The sequence below is a fragment of the Devosia faecipullorum genome, assembly GCF_015158295.1.
GTDB lineage: Bacteria > Pseudomonadota > Alphaproteobacteria > Rhizobiales > Devosiaceae > Devosia > Devosia faecipullorum.
Genome location: NZ_JACDXV010000001.1, coordinates 892,039 through 909,492 on the forward strand (window position 1 = coordinate 892,039; position 17,454 = coordinate 909,492).

A 17,454-nucleotide genomic window follows, 5' to 3' on the forward strand; every position below is an offset into this window, starting at 1 on the left:
AATAGTCCTCTTCCGCCCCGCGTCAACCTCTGGCAAATCGGCAAACACAGGCGTAGTGTCCGCCCGCCTTCAAGCCGGACCCGCCCAGATGGACCTTTTCACCCTCGCCGCCTTCACCATTGCCTATGCCATTGCCGTGCTGGTGCCCGGCCCCGGCGTCGCCGCCGTCGTCGCCCGCGCCCTGGGTGGCGGGTTCAAGGGCGCCTTCCCCATGGTGCTGGGCATTCTGGCGGGCGATCTGGTCTATTTTCTCTTCGCGGTGTTCGGCCTCGCCGCCATCGCCACTCATTTCGGCGCCGTGTTCGTTCTGGTCCGCTGGGCCGGCGCGGCCTACCTGCTCTATATCGCCTGGAAATTCTGGACCGCGAAGCCGGGCGCCGAGCAGATGAAGCCGAAAAACGAGGATGGCTGGAAAACCTTCCTCGCCGGTTTTTCGCTGACCATGGGCAATCCGAAGACCATCGTCTTCTATCTGGCCATCCTGCCCACCGTGGTACCGCTGGGCGAGATGAACCCGCTGGCCTTTGTCGAATTGACCGCCATCGTGGTGATCGTCCTGCTGGTCATCGGCTGCGGTTATGCCTGGCTGGCCTCCGCCGCGCGGGAAATGTTCCGCAGCGAAAAGGCGCTTGGCCGCCTCAACAAGACCGCCAGCGCCATGATGGCCGGAGCCGCCGGACTGGTCGTCCTGCAACATTAACCCGGCATTAATTCTTGCCGACCATCCTTCCCTTCATGGCAGGCTTGGGAAGAATCACGCGCTGGAGCGTCACGCAGCTCTCGTCCTACGAGCAGTTGCAGTTTCACCGCGACCGCCGCGCCCAGGCACGGGAGGCCATCGCCAAGATGAATGCGCAGGCCAGCACTTTCGGCAATATCCAGGTCAATAAATCCGTCGCCATGGGGGACATCACCTCCCGCATCGCCATGAACCGCATCAAGCTGTCCAAGCAGGCCTGACCGCTTCCATCAAAGATCTTCCGCGGCCTGTCGCGACCGCTTCCAGGACCAGAGCAGGCTGGAACACGTTGCCCAGGCGGCAATTTGGTGATTGTCGCCGGCCGCCATATCCGCCTAAAGTTATGGGTCATCAATGGATCAAGATATGACCGACACACCCGACATCGATAATCCGCCTGCCAGTTCACCGGCTCTTCGGGTCGTGGGCGGCGTGGTGCGATGGTTGATGATCATCCCGGTCATCGCGACCTTCTTCGCCGCAACTGCACTCATGATCTACGGCGCCGTTGAAACCTACAATCTGGGTATCGATCTGTTCGGCCCCGGCCAGAGGATCAGGCACGACCAGGCCTTGCTGCATGCCATTGAGATTGTCGATCTTTTCTTGCTGGCAACGGTCGTTCAGGTGGTCTCTCTCGGGCTTTACCAGCTATATTTCAACCAGGACATTCCGCTGCCGAAATGGATCAAGATCGAAACGCTTGATGATCTGAAGTCGAAGCTGGTCGGCGTCGTCATCACCGTTCTGGCAGTGTTTTTTCTCGGCGAAGCCATGGTGTGGTCCGGCAGCCCCGACATCATCTACCTTGGAGCCGGCGTCGCGATCATGATCGCAGCGCTCACCTATTTCCTGCGCACGATCCACAATTGATCCACCCGGCCCCGCCTCCGGCGCCCCGGCATCATCGCCCGCGGGTCAGTCGTGACGATGCAGGAAAAGAAAATGGTGGGCCCACCAGGACTCGAACCTGGAACCAGAGTGTTATGAGCACTCGGCTCTAACCATTGAGCTATAGGCCCCTGCGCGGAGGTCTTAGCAGGGTAATTGCCGGTGTCAAATGCTGAATTGGTGCATTTGAACATTGACGTTTTCCCACGACACCTGCCGCCACGCACCAGCGCCGCGCCTCCCGATCCCTCCTCCCGGCGCGGCCAAAATGCGCGCCTTGCGCTTCCCCAACCCACTCCCTCCCACCGTGCGGCCCTTGAGCCCGCCCCCGAGAGCTGTTTGCCCCACGCTTTGGCATCCATGCCCCCACGGCAGCATTCCCTTGGCCTGCAAAACCCAATAGCAATGCGCTATCCGCACGAAATCCGGTAGGCGCACATGCGACAGGGCGACATCATCCATGGTCTGGTTCGCGGCCTCGCCGTGGTCGAATGTTTCGACGCCGAACATGCGCGCATGTCCATCACCGACGTGGCCCAGCGCACCGGCCTCGAACGCGCCACCGCGCGTCGCTGCCTGCTGACGCTCGTCCATCTGGGCTATGCCACCTATGACGGCAAATTCTTCGAATTGACCCCGCGTATTCTCAATCTGGGTCATTCCTACCTCGCGGCGACGCCCCTGCCCCGCCTGCTTCAGCCGTTTCTGGAAGAACTTGCGCATGCCACCGGCGAAAGCAGTTCCGCCGCCGTCCTCGAAGGCACCGACATTCTCTATGTCGCGCGCGCCTCCAACCGGCGCGTCATGTCGATCAATCTGGCGCCGGGCGCGCGGCTGCCGGCCTATTGCACCTCCATGGGCCGAACCCTGCTCGCCGCCCTTCCCGCCGACGAGGCAAACGCGATCCTCGAACGCTCCGAACTCGTGGCCTATACGGAAAAGAGCAAGGCCGACATGGCCAGCATCACCACCGAACTGGCCGTCATCGCCGCACAGGGCTTTGCCGTCATCGATCAGGAACTCGAACTCGGTCTCTGCTCGATCGCCGTGCCGTTGCATGATTCACGCAACCGGGTGGTCGCCGCCATCAATATCGGCGCCCAGACAGCCCGCTCCCCCACCTCCCGCATGATTGCTCAATTCCTGCCGCTGATGCGCAAGGTCCAGGCCGAAGTCCGTCCGCTGCTGCGCTGAACCGGGCGCTGCAAGCCCGATTTCAGCATGTGTCACAGAGTGCGAAAAGTCCCATTGTTCAATAAAATAACGTTATATTTCAATAACATCGACTGTCACAAACCAGTCACGCAATTGCAATAAAACCGTCGTCACGCACTTCTATGTTCGGCCGCGTCACAGGGCGGCCCCAAGGAAATGGCTGGCCATGTTTGCAATGAATTCCGAAAGGGAAATCCCCATGAAGACCGCACTCCATGCCAGCGCCGCAATCATCGCGCTCGCCGCCCTCGGCGCCGCGCCGGCCTACGCCCAGTCGCGCGACACCATCCAGATCGCCGGCTCCTCCACGGTCCTGCCCTTCTCCTCGATCGTCGCTGAAGAATTCGGCGCCACCTTCCCCGAGTTCAAGACCCCGGTCGTGGGTTCGGGCGGCACGGGCGGCGGCTTCCGCCAGTTCTGTGAAGGCGTTGGCGACAACACCATCGACATCGCCAATGCCTCCCGCGCCATCAAGGATTCCGAGCGCGAAGCCTGCGCGGCCAATGGCGTCACCGACATCCGTGAAATCCAATTCGGCTTCGACGGCATCGTCTTCGCCTCCGCCGCGACCGGCGGCGACTTCGCCCTGACCCCGGTCCAGCTGTTCAAGGCCATCGCCGCCAAGGTTCCGGTCGATGGCGAACTGGTCGACAATCCCTATACAAGCTGGGACCAGATCGATGCGTCGCTCCCCGCCCAGCCGATTGCTCTGGCCATCCCCGCCTCCAATCACGGCACCCGTGAAGTCTTCCAGGAAAAGGTCATCACTCCGGGCGCCAAGGCTGCCGGCCTTCCCGATGGCCTGACCGATGAGGAAAAGCTCGCCGTCGAAACCACGTTCCGCCAGGATGTGGTGGTGGAAATCGCCGGTGACTATACCGAGACGCTGGCCCGCCTCACCGCCGATCCCAACACTGTCGGCGTCTTCGGCCTCTCCTTCTACGACCAGAACCGCGACAGTCTCAAGGTTGCCACCATTGATGGCATCACCCCATCGCTGGAAACCGTTGCCGCCGGTGAATACCCGGTCTCGCGCCCGCTCTTCTTCTACGTCAAGGGCCAGCATATCGGCGTGATCCCCGGCCTTGTCGACTTCACCGAATATTTCCTCTCCGAGGGCGTGTCGGGCAATGGCGGCATTCTCGAAGCCGCTGGCCTCATCCCGCAGCCGGCAGAGGTCACCGCCGAAGTCCTCGCTGCCTTCCAGAATTGATCGAACTGAGCGGGCCGCCTGACCAAAGGCGGCCCGCATCCACGCCCAGGACCAATCGAGGAAGCCTGACAATTGAACACTTTCATCGTCGCCGGACTCCTCCTCGTTCTGCTGAGCGTCGCCTATCAACTGGGCTGGTCCAAAAGCCGCGCCCTCGTCACCCCGCAAGGCATGCGCGTCCATTCGCGCGGCCAATATCACGGCGCGCTGGTCGCTCTCTGGACGCTTATCCCGGCCGTTCTGGTTCTGGCCATCTGGGCCTTCTTCTCCCCGGGCGTCACCCACTGGTACATTGTCTCGCAGATTCCCGCCGACGTGCTGACCAGCCTCGATCAGGTGGGCCTCAACCAGCAGATGCAGCGCATCCGCGACCTGGCCTCCGGCTTCGGCGTCACCGGCGAACTGCGCCCCTTCGAGCCGGCGGCCGGTGAAAATCTCGCCCGCTTCCAGCTTCTGTCCTTTCTCATCATGATTGCCGCCGCGGCCGGCCTGGGCATTCTCGGCCTTGGCTTCGCCCGGCGCCGCATCAATCCGCGCCTGCGCGCCCGCAACGAGGTTGAACGCTTCATCTCCTGGGCGCTGATCGCCTGTTCCGCCGTGGCGATCCTGACCACTCTGGGCATCGTCGCCTCGCTGGTCACTGAAGCCTTTCGCTTCTTCACCTATGTCAATCCGCTCGATTTCTTTTTCGGCACCGTCTGGGCGCCGAAATTCTCATCCACCGGCAGCGGCGACGCGGGTCAGTACGGCCTCCTCCCCTTGCTGACCGGCACGCTGATGATTTCGGCCATCGCCATGCTGGTGGCCGTACCGGTGGGCCTGATGACCGCCATCTATCTCAACCAATATGCGCACGCCAATGTGCGCCGGCTGGTCAAGCCGGTCATCGAAATCCTCGCCGGCATTCCCACCATCGTCTATGGCTTCTTCGCCCTGGTGACGGTCGGCCCCTTCCTGCGCGATCTCGGTTCGGGGATCGGCCTCTCGATCAGCGCCACCTCCGCCCTCACTGCCGGGCTGGTCATGGGCGTGATGATCATCCCCTTCATTTCCTCGCTCTCCGACGACATTCTCAACCAGGTGCCGCGCTCCCTGCGCGACGGGGCCTATGGCCTGGGCGCCACCCAGTCGGAAACCATCCGCAATGTGCTGCTGCCCGCCGCCCTGCCCGGCATTGTCGGCGCCTTCCTCCTCGCCGTCAGCCGCGCCATCGGCGAAACCATGATCGTGGTGCTCGCTGCCGGCAATGCCCCGATCCTGCGCGGCAATCCGCTGGAGCCGGTCTCCACCATCACCGTTTCCATCGTCAACCAGCTCACCGGCGACACCGATTTCACCGGGCCACAATCGCTGGTCGCCTTCGCGCTGGGCCTCACGCTCTTCATCATGACGCTCTGCCTCAACATCGTCGCCCTCTACATTGTCCGCCGCTTCCGGGAGCAGTACGAATGACCGACACGACGCTCGCTTCCGCCGCCCAACGCCGCCAGCTCGTGCGCTCGGGCCTCGCCCGGCGCCATCTGAACGAGCGCCTGTTCCGCCTGTTTGGCATCGTCGCCATCTGCCTGGCTTTGGGCTTCGTCGCCCTGTTGTTCACCGACGTGCTGCGCAAGGGCATTCCGGCCTTCACCCAGTCCAATCTCCATCTCGAAGTCAGCTTCGACCCGGAGCTGATCAAGGTGGACCCGGCCCCGGTCCGCACCGCCGGCCAGTCCGATGCCGATTTCCGCGCCGCCCGCCTCGGCTGGGAACGGCAGGTGGCCATGCTCAACTGGAACAATGTGATCGAGGCTGCCCTGCGCGACGCCGCACCGGCTGGCTTCGAGATCGATGCCCGCCAGATCCTGACCATTGCCGAGACCGATGCCCGCCACCGCGTCCGCGAGCTTTTCGTCAACGATCCTGACCTGCTCGGCCAGAGCGTCGGCATCGACGTGCTCGCCTCGGCCAATACCGACAATTGGGTCAAGGGCAATATCAATCGCGACCTCGGCGACGCCCAGCAGCAGCTCTCCGCTCCCGCCCGCGCCCTCATCGACACCTTTGTCGAAAACGGCACCATCACCCAGGGCTTTGCCTGGTCGCTGTTCACCAATGTGGATTCCCGCTCGGCCCCCGCTTCGGCGGGTCTGCTCGGCGCGCTGATGGGCACGTTCTGGATGATGCTGATCGTCATCATCCTCGCCGTGCCGCTCGGGGTCGGCAGCGCCATCTATCTCGAGGAATTCGCGCCCAAATCGCGGCTGACCGATCTCATCGAGGTCAATATCAACAACCTCGCCGCCGTGCCATCCATCGTCTTCGGCCTGCTCGGCGCAGCCGTCTTCATCAACTGGTTCCGCCTGCCGCTCTCCGCGCCGCTGGCCGGTGGTCTGGTGCTGACGCTGATGACCCTGCCCACCATCATCATCGCCACCCGCGCCGCGCTCAAGGGCGTCTCCCCGGCTTTGCGTCAGGCCGCCCTCGGCATGGGCGCATCGCGCACGCAGATGGTGTTCCATCACGTCCTGCCGGTCACTTTCCCCTCCATTCTCACCGCCACCATTATTGGTGTCGCCCAGGCTATGGGCGAAACCGCCCCGCTCCTGCTCATCGGCATGAATGCCTTTGTCGCCGCCGTGCCCGGCACGCCCATCGAACAGGCCACCGCCCTGCCGGTGCAGATCTATCTCTGGCAGGGCAATGAAAACCGCAATTTCTTCGAGCCGCGCACCTCCGCCGCGATCATGGTGCTGCTGGCCTTCATGATCAGCCTCAACGCCATCGCCATCTTCTTGCGGTCGCGTCTTGAAAAGCGCGCTTAAGGAGCCGACCATTGGATTTGCTGGCCAACGAGACCAAACCGCCCGTTACCAAGCCCCGCAGCGCTCTGGACCCCATGAACATGCCCGACCCTAATATCCGCCTCACCGCCCGCGACGTCATTGTCCATTACGGCGCCAAGCAGGCCCTGCACGGCATTTCGATCGACATTCCCGACCGCGCCGTCACCGCCTTTATCGGCCCCTCGGGCTGCGGCAAGTCCACCTTCCTGCGCTGCATCAATCGCATGAACGACACCATTGAGGGCGCGCGGGTCGGCGGCAGGATCGAGCTGGACGGGCAGGACATCTACGCGCCCGACCTCGACGTGGTGGAATTGCGCGCCCGCGTCGGCATGGTGTTCCAGAAGCCCAATCCCTTCCCCAAGTCGATCTATGACAATGTCGCCTATGGCCCGCGCATCCATGGCCTGGCCCGCAACAAAACCGATCTCGACGAGATCGTCACCTCCTCGCTGCGCAAGGCGGGCCTGTTCGAGGAGGTCAAAGACCGCCTCAACGAGCCCGGCACCGGCCTGTCCGGCGGCCAGCAGCAGCGCCTCTGCATCGCCCGCGCCATCGCCGTGGGCCCCGAAGTCATCCTCATGGACGAGCCCTGCTCGGCGCTGGACCCCATCGCCACGGCCATCATCGAGGAATTGATCGACGAATTGCGCACCAATTACACAATCGTCATCGTCACCCATTCGATGCAGCAGGCGGCGCGCGTCAGCCAGAAGACCGCCTTCTTCCACCTCGGCAACCTGATCGAGCAGGGCGACACCGAGGAGATTTTCACCAATCCGGTGAACAAGCAGACCCAGGACTACATCATGGGCCGTATCGGCTGATCGCGGCAAAGGAGATCGTCATGCCCAATACCGGCGCCGAACACATCGTCACCGCCTATAGCGAAGAATTGCAGACCCTGGCCCAGTCCATCGCCGAAATGGGCGGTCAGGTCGAAGTCGCCATCGAAAACGGCACCCGCGCGCTGCTTAAGCTCGACCGCGAACTGGCTGACATCACCATCATCGCCGACCAGCGCATCGACGCCATGCAGCGCAAGATCGATGACATGGCCGTGTCCATGATCGCCCGCCGCCAGCCCATGGCCAGCGATCTGCGCGCCATCATCACCGCCATCCACGTCGCCAACGATCTTGAACGCATCGGCGACATGGCCAAGCAATTGGCCCGCCGCTCGCTCAAGCTCGAAGGCATCAACCTGCAACCCACCTTCTATAACGGCGTCAAGAACATGACCGCCCTGGTGCTGCGCCAGGTCAAGGACGCCCTCGATGCCTATGCCAATCGCGACGCTGCGGCCTCCATCGATGTGTGCAACCGCGACGACGAGGTGGACGCCATGCACACCTCCCTGTTCCGCGAATTGCTCACCTACATGCTGGAAGATCCCCGCAACATCACCACCTGCACCCATCTGCTGTTCTGCGCCAAGAACCTCGAGCGCGTCGGCGACCACGCCACCAATATCGCCGAACGCGCCTATTATCTGGCCACCGGCAAGCAATTGACCGCCGAAGAACAGCAATTGCAGCGCCAGCAGATCAAGGCGTGACTGAACGCCGGCGCATCGATCTGCGCCTCCCTCCCCCTTGAGGGGAGGGGGAGGGAAACAAGAAACAAACATCGGACCCATCAGTCCGACCGACGGAGCACATCCATGCCCGCGACCATTCTCATCGTCGAAGACGAAGCCGATATCGCCATTCTCCTGCGCTACAATTTCGAGGCCGAGGGCTATGCCGTTGTCACCACCGAAAGCGGTGATGAAGCGCTTGAAGCCATTGCCGAAAAACTGCCCGACCTGATCCTGCTCGATTGGATGCTGCCCGAGATTTCCGGCATCGAACTCTGCCGGCGCCTGCGCGCCCGCACCGAAACCGCGCGCGTGCCAATCATCATGCTGACGGCGCGCGGCGAGGAGGAAGAGCGTGTGCGCGGTCTCACCACCGGCGCCGACGATTACATCGTCAAGCCGTTCTCGGTGCCCGAACTCATCGCCCGCGTTCAATCCCTGCTCCGCCGCGCCAATCCCAATCTGGTGACCGAGGCGCTCAAGGTCGGCGATCTCGAACTCGACCGCACCACCCACCGCGTCCGCCGCGCCAGCCGCGACATTCATCTCGGCCCCACGGAATATCGCCTGCTGGAATATCTGATGTGCAATCCCGGCCGCGTCTATTCGCGCGAGCAATTGCTCGATGGCGTCTGGGGCAATGACGTATATGTCGATGAGCGCACCGTCGACGTCCATATCGGCCGCCTGCGCCGCGCCATCAATCGCGGCAAGGATCCCGATCCCATCCGCACCGTCCGCGGCGCCGGCTATGCCTTCGACGAGAGATTTGCCCAGCTGGCATGAACAATGCCGCCAAGTGCACTGGCCCGACCATGAATGTCGGGCCAGGCAGGGCGTTCGAGGCTTTCAATCATAACCGGCTTTACAGCCCTCCATCCACCGCTCTCGTCACCCTCGGGCTTGACCCGAGGGTGACAAGCCGGGCAGGACCGGCATCCAGGCCAAAGGCGGTGGCCATCCAGCTGAACGAAAAAGTGGTCTACGGAAACAGGTTCACCTTGGGCAAATCGATATCCCGAGGTGTGCCTTTCCAGACCGAATCCAGACCGCCCGCGTTCGGAAGGCGCTCGACATTGACCACCCGGTCCATGGCGATACCATTTTTGGCGATCCAGCCCTGGTTCCCGCCTTCAATGAAAACGTAGCAATAATCGCCCTTGCAATTGTCGCGTTTGACGCGCACTCCCGCATGGACCTCGCCCAGAGCAACTGAACCTAGAGTGGGCAAGGAGCGGATGTTCAGAAAACGCTCGACACGGCCAAATCCCTCGGTGGGTCGGTCTGGAAATGCTGACGGTTCAGGCCGTGCCCTAAACGCGTCGATCACATAGCCGGTTTTTGTCGACCGCGGGTGGGAGACATAGCACATCCCCCTTTCGCATTTGTGCACCAGCACCATATCGTTCCGCAGAACTTTGGCTTCAATGTCGCTGTTCTGGTCAGCCTGCCAGAAAAGCGCAAAACTGTATTCAGCGAACCTGATTGTGAAGTTCGCGGCCGAGGACGGCCCCACGAGCAAGAAGCTGGCCATCAGGCCACAAACGAGCAATGCAAATCGCCGTTTCATAATCATCTCCTGAAAGCCGAAATGCCGCGAAACCTTGTCCCAGCGCGCATTCCGGCCAAAATCCCTGATTTCTGCTGCTATCTGGCTGGCAAATGCCAGCCTTGGCCTATTGCAGGCGCAGCTCCACGCGACGGTTCTGCGCTTTGCCCGCGGCGCTGCTATTGGAGGCGACAGGCTCGCTGAGTCCCTTGCCGCTCGATGTCAGGCGACCGCTCTCGATGTCGAACCCTTCCACCAGCGCCCGCACCACGGAAGCCGCGCGGCGCTTGGAGAGATCGAGATTATAGGCCGCGCCGCCATCTGAATCGGTGTGCCCGACAATTTCCAGTTTCAGGCTATCGTCTTCACGCAGCATCATGGCGATTTCAAAAATCTGGTCGCGCGATTCCGGCAGCAAAATATCGCTGCCCACATCGAACAGCAGGTTGTTGAGCGTTACCGTCTTTTTCTCACGCAATTCCGTGAGCAGGCGCGACGCACCGCTGAAGCCCGAACCGCCACCGGTGATCACGCTCTTGGTCACCGCCATCACACCCTTTTCCGGCGTGTCGGCAAGCGCCACAGCAACGTGAACAACCACGTCATCCAGCGTCTTTTCTGCATAGGTATAGCGCGCGCCGCCGCTGTTGAAATAATTGCGCACCATGCTCATGTTCTGCGCATCGAGGCTGGGCATGTTTGTTGGCTTGTCGAGCAGGATGCCGAGCGTATTTCCCGGCTCCGCGCCGGTATTGGTGAAGCAATTGCCGCGGTCGGTGGCGCAGGAGAATTTTACCTCATACCCGCTTTCGGCCAGCCAGCCTTCATATTCGCGCTGGATCTGCAAACCGGTCGAGCCGGGATCAAACCGATAATAGGCAAAGACAAGCTGACCTTCCAGAAACTGCCAGCCATCGCCCTTGGTGGCATCATTTGAAAATTCAGACACCGGGCCGGTGATCAGCCAGGTTTCGTCCAGATCGACGATGCGGGGATTTTGCGGCTCCGGATTGGCAATCCGGAAAAAATCGAGCGCGTCCGGTATAGCGCCATCCTGCGCCTGCACGCCGGAAATCATCGCGGCGGCGACAAGAAGAGAAAGAAACGGCTTCATTGTGAGTTCACCAAAGGCTTGAGGCTCCCCGCCATCTCCCATCTGCAAACAGACGGCAGACCTTGCTGAACATTCTTGGATCGGCGCGACGGCGCAGTCGTCCACCAAACAGATGACATCGCCTGAGCGGCTTCACATTCGAATGGAACACCCCTGACGCGATGTCGCCCCCGCCCAAGGGGTCGCTTCGCCCCGAGGGTCCGGAGGATGGCGTGGGTGGAGGCCATCACGGTTCCTTCAGAACCTGAAACGCACCGGAGCGTTTCCAGAAAAAGTGCACATCAGTTTTCCGGTTCGGAAGCGCGATAAAACAAACACTTAGATCTGTTCAACGTTTCTGCTAAACGCTGAAAAGATCTAATGTCTCACCATGGGCCTGAAGGCAGCTGCCAAAGCCACTAGCTCCGCCTGACGGCCACAATTGGTCTTGGCGAAAATCCGCAACAGATGCGTTCTGATCGTGCTCTCGGCCACACCCAGACGCCGCGCCGTTTCCTCAACCGCCTGCCCGCTGGCAATCAGTCCGAACACCCGCCGCTCGGCCTCTGTCAGCCCAAAAAGGGACGCGACCATCTCCCCGGCATTGTCGAGCGCCGCCGAAGCCGGCGACAGGATGATGGCGAAAATCGGCTCGCCCTGCCCTTCGCGGGGCAATGGCAGCACATGCAGGCTCTGCATCTGCTCCTGCGGTGTGCCGATAGGCATGCCGAATGCAGCCTCTCCATCGATCCGCCCTTCGCTTGCACATCGGTTTAGCGTGGCCGCCAACAGCGTCTGCGCCGGTCCAAACCGAAGCCTCAGCCGATTGTTCACCAGGTCGAGATTGCGCTCGGCCGCCGCCAGAAGATCGGTAAGCGCCGGATTGGCGAATCTGACGCTCAGATCGCTGGCCACCAGCGCCACCGGGATTGCCAGACTGGCCAGAGCCGCCTCGATCTGCCGAGCCGCGATAGACCGCGCCTCCAGCACCCGGCTGATCGTGGCTGCACGCTGCAGATGCGGCATCAGCAGCCGCATGATCTCGATTTCCCGCGCGCCGATCAGCCCGGCATCGGCATGTCGGTTAAATCCGATAGTGCCGATGGATTGGTTGTCGCGCGTCAGCCCGATCGCCAGCGCATCGACAAAACCTTGCGGCTTGTTGAACGCTTCGTGGAAAGGATGGGCCGTATCTTCGGCCAGCGCCGCCGGGTTGATGACCGACAATACCGCCGGTTCATCCAGCGGCAATTGTCGAATGACTTCGTCGCCGCCCCAAAGATCGACCAGTTCGTTGGCGTAGAAAAATACCCGATCCAGCCACGGCTCTTCAAAGCCCGTCGTCGCGGCCAGAAGCGGCTCGCCGCTGGGAAGAGCCAGAATGCTGATCACGCCAGTGCGAAAGTTCAATTCATCACAGATGCATTGCATGACCTCGGGCCAGCGCGGCGGTTCGAGGACACATTGATAGATCAGGCCGATCAGATGCGAGAGCCGGTCGGGAGAAATCACATTAAGTCACCTGAAATGGCGGATGTGGTGAGCTTTTCAGCTTATGGCGCGCCTCACAAGCCTTTGATGAACAACAAATTCCTCCGCTCGCCCCAGTCGTCCCAATGGTGGCGTGCCACCGCACAAGACATGATAGCGTGACGAAATTCCTGTTCGAGTCGATTTCTATGACCTCCTTTTCGCCGCAACGCCCCAAGCCGCTGCATCTGCTCGCTGCCTTTGCTTCGGGTGGTCTGCTCACCTTCATCGTTTTCATCAATGCTGAAGCCGGCCATTATGGCGGCGCGCTCTATTCGTCATGGCTGGCGCATGGCACCGGCACGGTCGCTTCCATTATCGTGCTGGCCATGCTCTGGCGCCGCGATAAGCCCGCTTTGGCCGCCATCCGCAACAAGGCGCCGCTCTGGGCCTATCTTGGCGGCATTTCCGGTGCGGCCACCGTCATGCTCACCTCCACCACGGTCAACACCCCTCTTGCTCTCGCCGGCACTCTCGCGCTCGGGCTCGCCGGTCAGGTCGTCTTCGGCCTCGCTGCCGATCAATGGGGCCTGTTCGGCCTCGCCAAGCGCCGCCTCACGCTTCGCGACGCGGCGGCGGTGGCACTCATCGTTTCGGGGAGCCTGCTTATCATCTTCATCGGCATGGGGAGCTGAGCCATGACGCTCTTTGTTGCCTACGCCATATTTGCGGGCCTGCTCGTCGGCCTCAGCCGCCAGCTCAATGGCCGCCTGGCCATTTCCACCACCCCGCTCATCGCCTCCTTCTTCAATCACATTGTCGGCTTCGCCTTCCTCACAATTCTCGGCCTCGCTCTCGGCAACCTGATCCTGCCCGGCGCGACGGACGCCCCTTGGTGGGTCTATTTCGGCGGTCCCCTCGGCGTCATTTTCGTCACTGCGGGATCGTGGCTGATCCCACGGATCGGCGCGGTCAATTCCGCGCTGCTCGTCATCGGCGGGCAGATGGTGACGGGGGTCATTTTCGATCTGGTGCGCGGCGCGCCGATGACTTTCTGGGCCAGCGCGCTCGGCGTCGCCCTCATTCTGGGCGGCGTCGCGCTCACCCAGCGCCAGAAGTGAACAATGCGCTAACCAAGACGGGGCCCATGTGGGCCCCGTGATAATTTTTATCGCGATTTTGCGACTTAACCGGCAGAAATATAGGCGGTTTTGACAATGGTAAAAAACTCGGCGGCATAGCGCCCCTGTTCGCGCGGCCCATAGCTCGAACCTTTGCGCCCACCGAACGGCACATGGAAATCCACCCCGGCGGTCGGCACGTTCACCATCACCATACCGGCTTCAGAATTGCGCTTGAAATGCGTCGCATGTTTCAAGGAAGTCGTGACAATTCCAGCACTTAGGCCGAAATCGGTGTCATTCGCCACCGCCAGCGCTTCCTCGTAATCCTTCACCTTGATGACGGCAGCCACCGGTCCGAAGATTTCCTCCCGCGCTATCCGCATCTGATTGTTCGCACCGGTAAACAGCGCCGGCTGCAGGAAATAGCCTTCCGTCTCGGCATTGACGCGGTTCCCCCCCACCCGCAACTCCGCACCCTCGTCCCGGCCGATCGCGATATAATCCATGTCCTGCTTGAGCTGGTTCGGATCGACCACAGGGCCAATTTCCGTATCTTTTTCAAGGGCATGGCCCACGCGCAGATTGCGGGTCCGCTCGCAGAGCGCGTCCACGAACGCATCGTGAATGCCCTCGGTGACGATCACCCGGCTCGACGCCGTGCAGCGCTGTCCGGTAGAGAAAAATGCTGACTGGGCAACACTTTCCACCGCAACCTTAAGGTCGGCGTCGTCGAGAACTACGGTGGGATTCTTGCCGCCCATTTCCAGCTGGAACTTGCGGCCATGCTCGATCGAAGCCGCCGCCACCCGCTTGCCGGTGCTCACCGATCCGGTAAAGGAAATCCCAGCAATATCGGGGCTTTCGAGCATGGTCTGGCCCACCACCGAACCCTTGCCCATGACGAGGTTCAGCACGCCCTTGGGCAGGCCGGCCCGCACCAGAATATCGACAATGGCCCAGGTCGAACCCGGCACCAGATCCGCCGGCTTGATCACCACACTATTGCCATAGGCCAGCGCCGGCGCGATCTTCCAGGCCGGAATGGCGATGGGAAAATTCCACGGCGTGATAATGCCGATAACGCCCAGCGGCTCGCGGGTAATTTCGACGCTTACCCCCGGCCGAACCGATGGCAGCGCTTCTCCTGCAAGGCGCAGCACTTCACCGGCGAAGAAGTCAAAAATCTGAGCAGCACGAGTAACTTCGCCGATGCCTTCCGGCAGCGTCTTGCCCTCCTCCCGGCTCAGCAATTCCCCCAATTCCTGCTTGCGCGCCAGAATTTCCTGGCTGGTCTTGGAGAGGATTGCATGACGCTCGAGAATACCCGAGCGCGACCAGGCCGGAAACGCCGCCTTCGCCGCCGCTATTGCCTGCTTAGTTTGCTCGACGCTGGCGCGCGCATAGACGCCGACCACCTCATCGATATTGGACGGATTGATGTTTTCGACGCCGTCCGCGCCCACCCATTCGCCATCGATCAGGTTCTTGTGCAATGCAGTCATAACGATGCCTTTGTCGGTAAGCGCCCAGAAGAAAAGCGCTGAAATCAGAGTAGGTTGGCGCGCGCCAGGTCGCGTAGCAGATGACTGGCGCCATAGGTCCAGGGCGCGCATTTGGTGGAGAGATTTACCCGGTTGGACAATGTGCCAAGGCTTGGTGTCGAAATGGAGACCATGTCTCCAACCTTGTGGGTAAAGCCCTTGCCCACGCCGTCCCGGTCCTGCACCGGCGCGAACATGGTTCCGAGATACAGCACCAGCCCGTCGGGATATTGATGATGCGCCCCGATCGTCGCGGCAACCAGCGATTCCGGGCTTCTCGAGATTTCCGCCATGTTGGAATGGCCTTCGAGCACGAAGCCGTCGTCGCCCACGACGCGCAGCGAAATTTCCGCCTGCTTGACCGTTTCCAGCGTAAAATCTTCGTCGAAAAGCCGCACGAACGGCCCCAGCGACGCTGACGCATTATTGTCCTTCGCCTTGCCCAACAGTAGGGCTGAACGGCCTTCGATGTCGCGCAGATTGACGTCATTGCCCAGCGTCGCGCCAATAATTTCGCCTGTGCTGGTCACCAGCAGAGCCACTTCAGGCTCGGGATTGTTCCAGCTCGAACTGGGATGCAGGCCCACTTCTGCACCATGGCCGACAGCGCTCATCGGCTGGCCCTTGGTGAAGATTTCCGCGTCCGGCCCGATACCGACCTCAAGATACTGGCTCCACACGCCTTTTTCGATCAGCGCCGTCTTCACCTTCATGGCGGCGTCCGAGCCGGGCACCAATTGCGACAGATCTGTGCCGATCAGCTCGAGAATTTCCGAGCGCAATGCATCGGCGCGGGATTTATCGCCACGCGCCTGCTCCTCGATCACCCGCTCCAGCAGAGACACGACGAAGGTGACGCCAGATGCCTTGATGGCCTGCAGATCGATTGGAACCAGCAGACGCGGCAGATCGTCCCGTGCATTTCCGGCTAAGGCATTGGCGAGCACCGCGTCGATGTCGCCTACAATCCGGCCCGGTGCATTGCGCACATGCTGGGCGGCACGCCTGGATTCGGCCACGTCCCGCACGCTCGCCATGCCGCGCGCGGTGATATCCACCAGCTTGCCCTCCCGAACCGTAACGATGCGCGGATGGTCAAATCCACCAATCCAGGCTCGACCGACAAGCAGGCCATCGGGAATGTGATCGATGCTCATTTTCGCCCCCTAGCATGTCAGTCATTTTTGACCAGCGCGGCCGATCCGGCAAGACCCGGCCAATTTGGTTCTTCGGCCGACCACGTCGTCCCTTGTTCAAGTCCGGTTCATCTGCGCCGCAATATCGACGCATTGGCTCGGGAATCCTCCCCCGCGCAAAAACCAAAGGAGTTTGCCATGCCTTACCTCAGCGCTCTCGTCCCCTTCGCTCTGCTTGCCACTGCCCTGCCTGCCTATGCCGGCACTATCGCCATCGAGGGCCGGGGCGAAGTGCGGGCGGCGCCGGACATGGCGACCATCAATTCCGGCGTCACCACCCAGGGCGCAACGGCACGCGAGGCGCTCGACGCCAATACCGGCGCCATGACCGAATTGATCGCCGCCCTCAAGGATGCCGGCATCGAGGCGCGCGACATCCAGACCTCCGGCTTTTCGGTCAATCCGAACTACGTCTATTCCGATGCTCGCGACGAGCTCGGCTATTCCCTGCCGCCGCGTATCAATGGCTATCAGGTGTCCAACTCGGTGACCGTAGTGGTGCGCGATCTTGAAGATCTGGGCGCCATTCTCGACAAATCCGTCACCGTCGGCGCAAATACCATCAATGGCGTATCTTTCTCCATCGCCGATCCTTCCGAACTGCTCAATGAAGCGCGCAAATCCGCCTTTGCCGATGCTCGCGCCAAGGCCGAGCTTTACGCCAGCGTCGCCGGCGCGGAATTGGGGGAGCTTGAATCGATCACGGAACGCCAGGATTTCAACGGTCCTCAGCCTTATCCGATGTATGCGCGCGCCGAAGTTCAGGCCGCCTCAGCTGTTCCGGTGGAGGCAGGCGAATTGAGCTTCGCCATCACGGTCAACGTGGAGTGGGATTTGGACAACACAAAGAACTAATCCACAATTGATCGGCTGGCCTGCCTTGTTTTGGCCAAACCAGATCGGCCATTGGCTCGTTGTTACATGAAGGCAGGGCGAGTCCTCCTCCTGCCTTCGTGTTCCCGGATCCCCTCATGCAGGGGGCTTGGGCGGTGGGGACGGTTCCACCGTAGTCAACTCCG

18 protein-coding genes and 1 tRNA gene are annotated in these 17,454 nt (G+C 61.5%); 13 read left to right on the forward strand and 6 right to left on the reverse strand.

Annotation, left to right across the window (positions count from 1 at the left end):
- Positions 1-88: 88 nt before the first annotated feature.
- The 3 genes from H0482_RS04405 (at position 89) to H0482_RS04415 (ending at position 1,612) form a co-directional block, all read left to right on the forward strand.
- Positions 89-700 (forward strand): LysE family translocator, encoded by a 612-nt coding sequence (locus H0482_RS04405; RefSeq protein WP_193728781.1) that lies wholly within the window; start codon positions 89-91, stop codon positions 698-700.
- A 14-nt stretch (positions 701-714) separates the two neighbouring features.
- The gene (locus H0482_RS04410) at positions 715-960 is read left to right on the forward strand and encodes a hypothetical protein (RefSeq protein ID WP_193728782.1); all 246 of its coding nucleotides are present in this window, start codon (positions 715-717) and stop codon (positions 958-960) included.
- Positions 961-1,105: 145 nt separating this feature from the next.
- On the forward strand, positions 1,106-1,612 hold the full coding sequence (locus H0482_RS04415) for a YqhA family protein (protein WP_193728783.1): 507 nt from the start codon (positions 1,106-1,108) through the stop codon (positions 1,610-1,612).
- 73 nt (positions 1,613-1,685) lie between these two features.
- On the opposite strand, the gene H0482_RS04420 is transcribed toward H0482_RS04415, so the two are convergent.
- Positions 1,686-1,761 (reverse strand) — tRNA-Ile (locus H0482_RS04420).
- 307 nt (positions 1,762-2,068) lie between these two features.
- On the opposite strand from H0482_RS04420, the gene H0482_RS04425 reads away from it, so the two are divergent.
- The 7 genes from H0482_RS04425 (at position 2,069) to phoB (ending at position 9,248) form a co-directional block, all read left to right on the forward strand.
- Positions 2,069-2,824 carry an IclR family transcriptional regulator domain-containing protein gene (locus H0482_RS04425; RefSeq protein ID WP_193728784.1) on the forward strand — a complete coding sequence of 252 codons (756 nt, stop codon included), beginning with the start codon at positions 2,069-2,071 and terminating at the stop codon, positions 2,822-2,824.
- A gap of 220 nt (positions 2,825-3,044) precedes the next feature.
- Entirely contained in the window at positions 3,045-4,058 is a 1,014-nt protein-coding gene (locus tag H0482_RS04430; RefSeq protein WP_193728785.1) for a PstS family phosphate ABC transporter substrate-binding protein, read from the forward strand.
- Between the two features lie 72 nt (positions 4,059-4,130).
- Positions 4,131-5,510: a phosphate ABC transporter permease subunit PstC gene (pstC, locus tag H0482_RS04435; protein ID WP_193728786.1), complete on the forward strand. Its 1,380-nt coding sequence runs from the start codon at positions 4,131-4,133 to the stop codon at positions 5,508-5,510.
- Positions 5,507-6,862, forward strand: a complete 1,356-nt coding sequence (pstA, locus tag H0482_RS04440) for a phosphate ABC transporter permease PstA (RefSeq protein WP_193728787.1) — start codon at positions 5,507-5,509, stop codon at positions 6,860-6,862. Before pstC ends, pstA begins: the two co-directional genes overlap by 4 nt.
- 74 nt (positions 6,863-6,936) lie before the next feature.
- Entirely contained in the window at positions 6,937-7,710 is a 774-nt protein-coding gene (gene pstB / locus H0482_RS04445; RefSeq protein WP_193729090.1) for a phosphate ABC transporter ATP-binding protein PstB, read from the forward strand.
- Between the two features lie 20 nt (positions 7,711-7,730).
- The gene (gene phoU, locus H0482_RS04450) at positions 7,731-8,441 is read left to right on the forward strand and encodes a phosphate signaling complex protein PhoU (protein ID WP_193728788.1); all 711 of its coding nucleotides are present in this window, start codon (positions 7,731-7,733) and stop codon (positions 8,439-8,441) included.
- A 105-nt stretch (positions 8,442-8,546) separates the two neighbouring features.
- On the forward strand, positions 8,547-9,248 hold the full coding sequence (phoB, locus tag H0482_RS04455; protein WP_193728789.1) for a phosphate regulon transcriptional regulator PhoB: 702 nt from the start codon (positions 8,547-8,549) through the stop codon (positions 9,246-9,248).
- Between the two features lie 196 nt (positions 9,249-9,444).
- Here phoB and H0482_RS04460 read toward each other — a convergent pair whose 3' ends face one another.
- From H0482_RS04460 to H0482_RS16870, 3 genes are all read right to left on the reverse strand, one after another.
- Positions 9,445-10,032, reverse strand: a complete 588-nt coding sequence (locus tag H0482_RS04460) for an SH3 domain-containing protein (protein ID WP_193728790.1) — start codon at positions 10,030-10,032, stop codon at positions 9,445-9,447.
- A 106-nt stretch (positions 10,033-10,138) separates the two neighbouring features.
- Positions 10,139-11,125 carry an OmpA family protein gene (locus H0482_RS04465; protein ID WP_193728791.1) on the reverse strand — a complete coding sequence of 329 codons (987 nt, stop codon included), beginning with the start codon at positions 11,123-11,125 and terminating at the stop codon, positions 10,139-10,141.
- 357 nt (positions 11,126-11,482) lie between these two features.
- Positions 11,483-12,616, reverse strand: coding sequence for a helix-turn-helix transcriptional regulator (locus H0482_RS16870; protein WP_193728792.1), 1,134 nt, complete (start codon positions 12,614-12,616; stop codon positions 11,483-11,485).
- A gap of 167 nt (positions 12,617-12,783) precedes the next feature.
- Here H0482_RS16870 and H0482_RS04475 point away from each other — a divergent pair, with 167 nt between their 5' ends.
- Positions 12,784-13,269, forward strand: a complete 486-nt coding sequence (locus tag H0482_RS04475; protein ID WP_193728793.1) for a DMT family transporter — start codon at positions 12,784-12,786, stop codon at positions 13,267-13,269.
- 3 nt (positions 13,270-13,272) lie between these two features.
- On the forward strand, positions 13,273-13,695 hold the full coding sequence (locus H0482_RS04480; protein WP_193728794.1) for a DMT family transporter: 423 nt from the start codon (positions 13,273-13,275) through the stop codon (positions 13,693-13,695).
- Between the two features lie 65 nt (positions 13,696-13,760).
- Here H0482_RS04480 and H0482_RS04485 read toward each other — a convergent pair whose 3' ends face one another.
- A complete protein-coding gene (locus H0482_RS04485) occupies positions 13,761-15,200 on the reverse strand; it encodes an aldehyde dehydrogenase family protein (protein WP_193728795.1) in 1,440 nt (479 codons plus the stop codon).
- 44 nt (positions 15,201-15,244) lie between these two features.
- The gene (locus tag H0482_RS04490) at positions 15,245-16,396 is read right to left on the reverse strand and encodes a fumarylacetoacetate hydrolase family protein (RefSeq protein ID WP_193728796.1); all 1,152 of its coding nucleotides are present in this window, start codon (positions 16,394-16,396) and stop codon (positions 15,245-15,247) included.
- Positions 16,397-16,573: 177 nt separating this feature from the next.
- Here H0482_RS04490 and H0482_RS04495 point away from each other — a divergent pair, with 177 nt between their 5' ends.
- The gene (locus H0482_RS04495; RefSeq protein WP_193728797.1) at positions 16,574-17,290 is read left to right on the forward strand and encodes an SIMPL domain-containing protein; all 717 of its coding nucleotides are present in this window, start codon (positions 16,574-16,576) and stop codon (positions 17,288-17,290) included.
- Positions 17,291-17,454 lie beyond the last annotated feature (164 nt).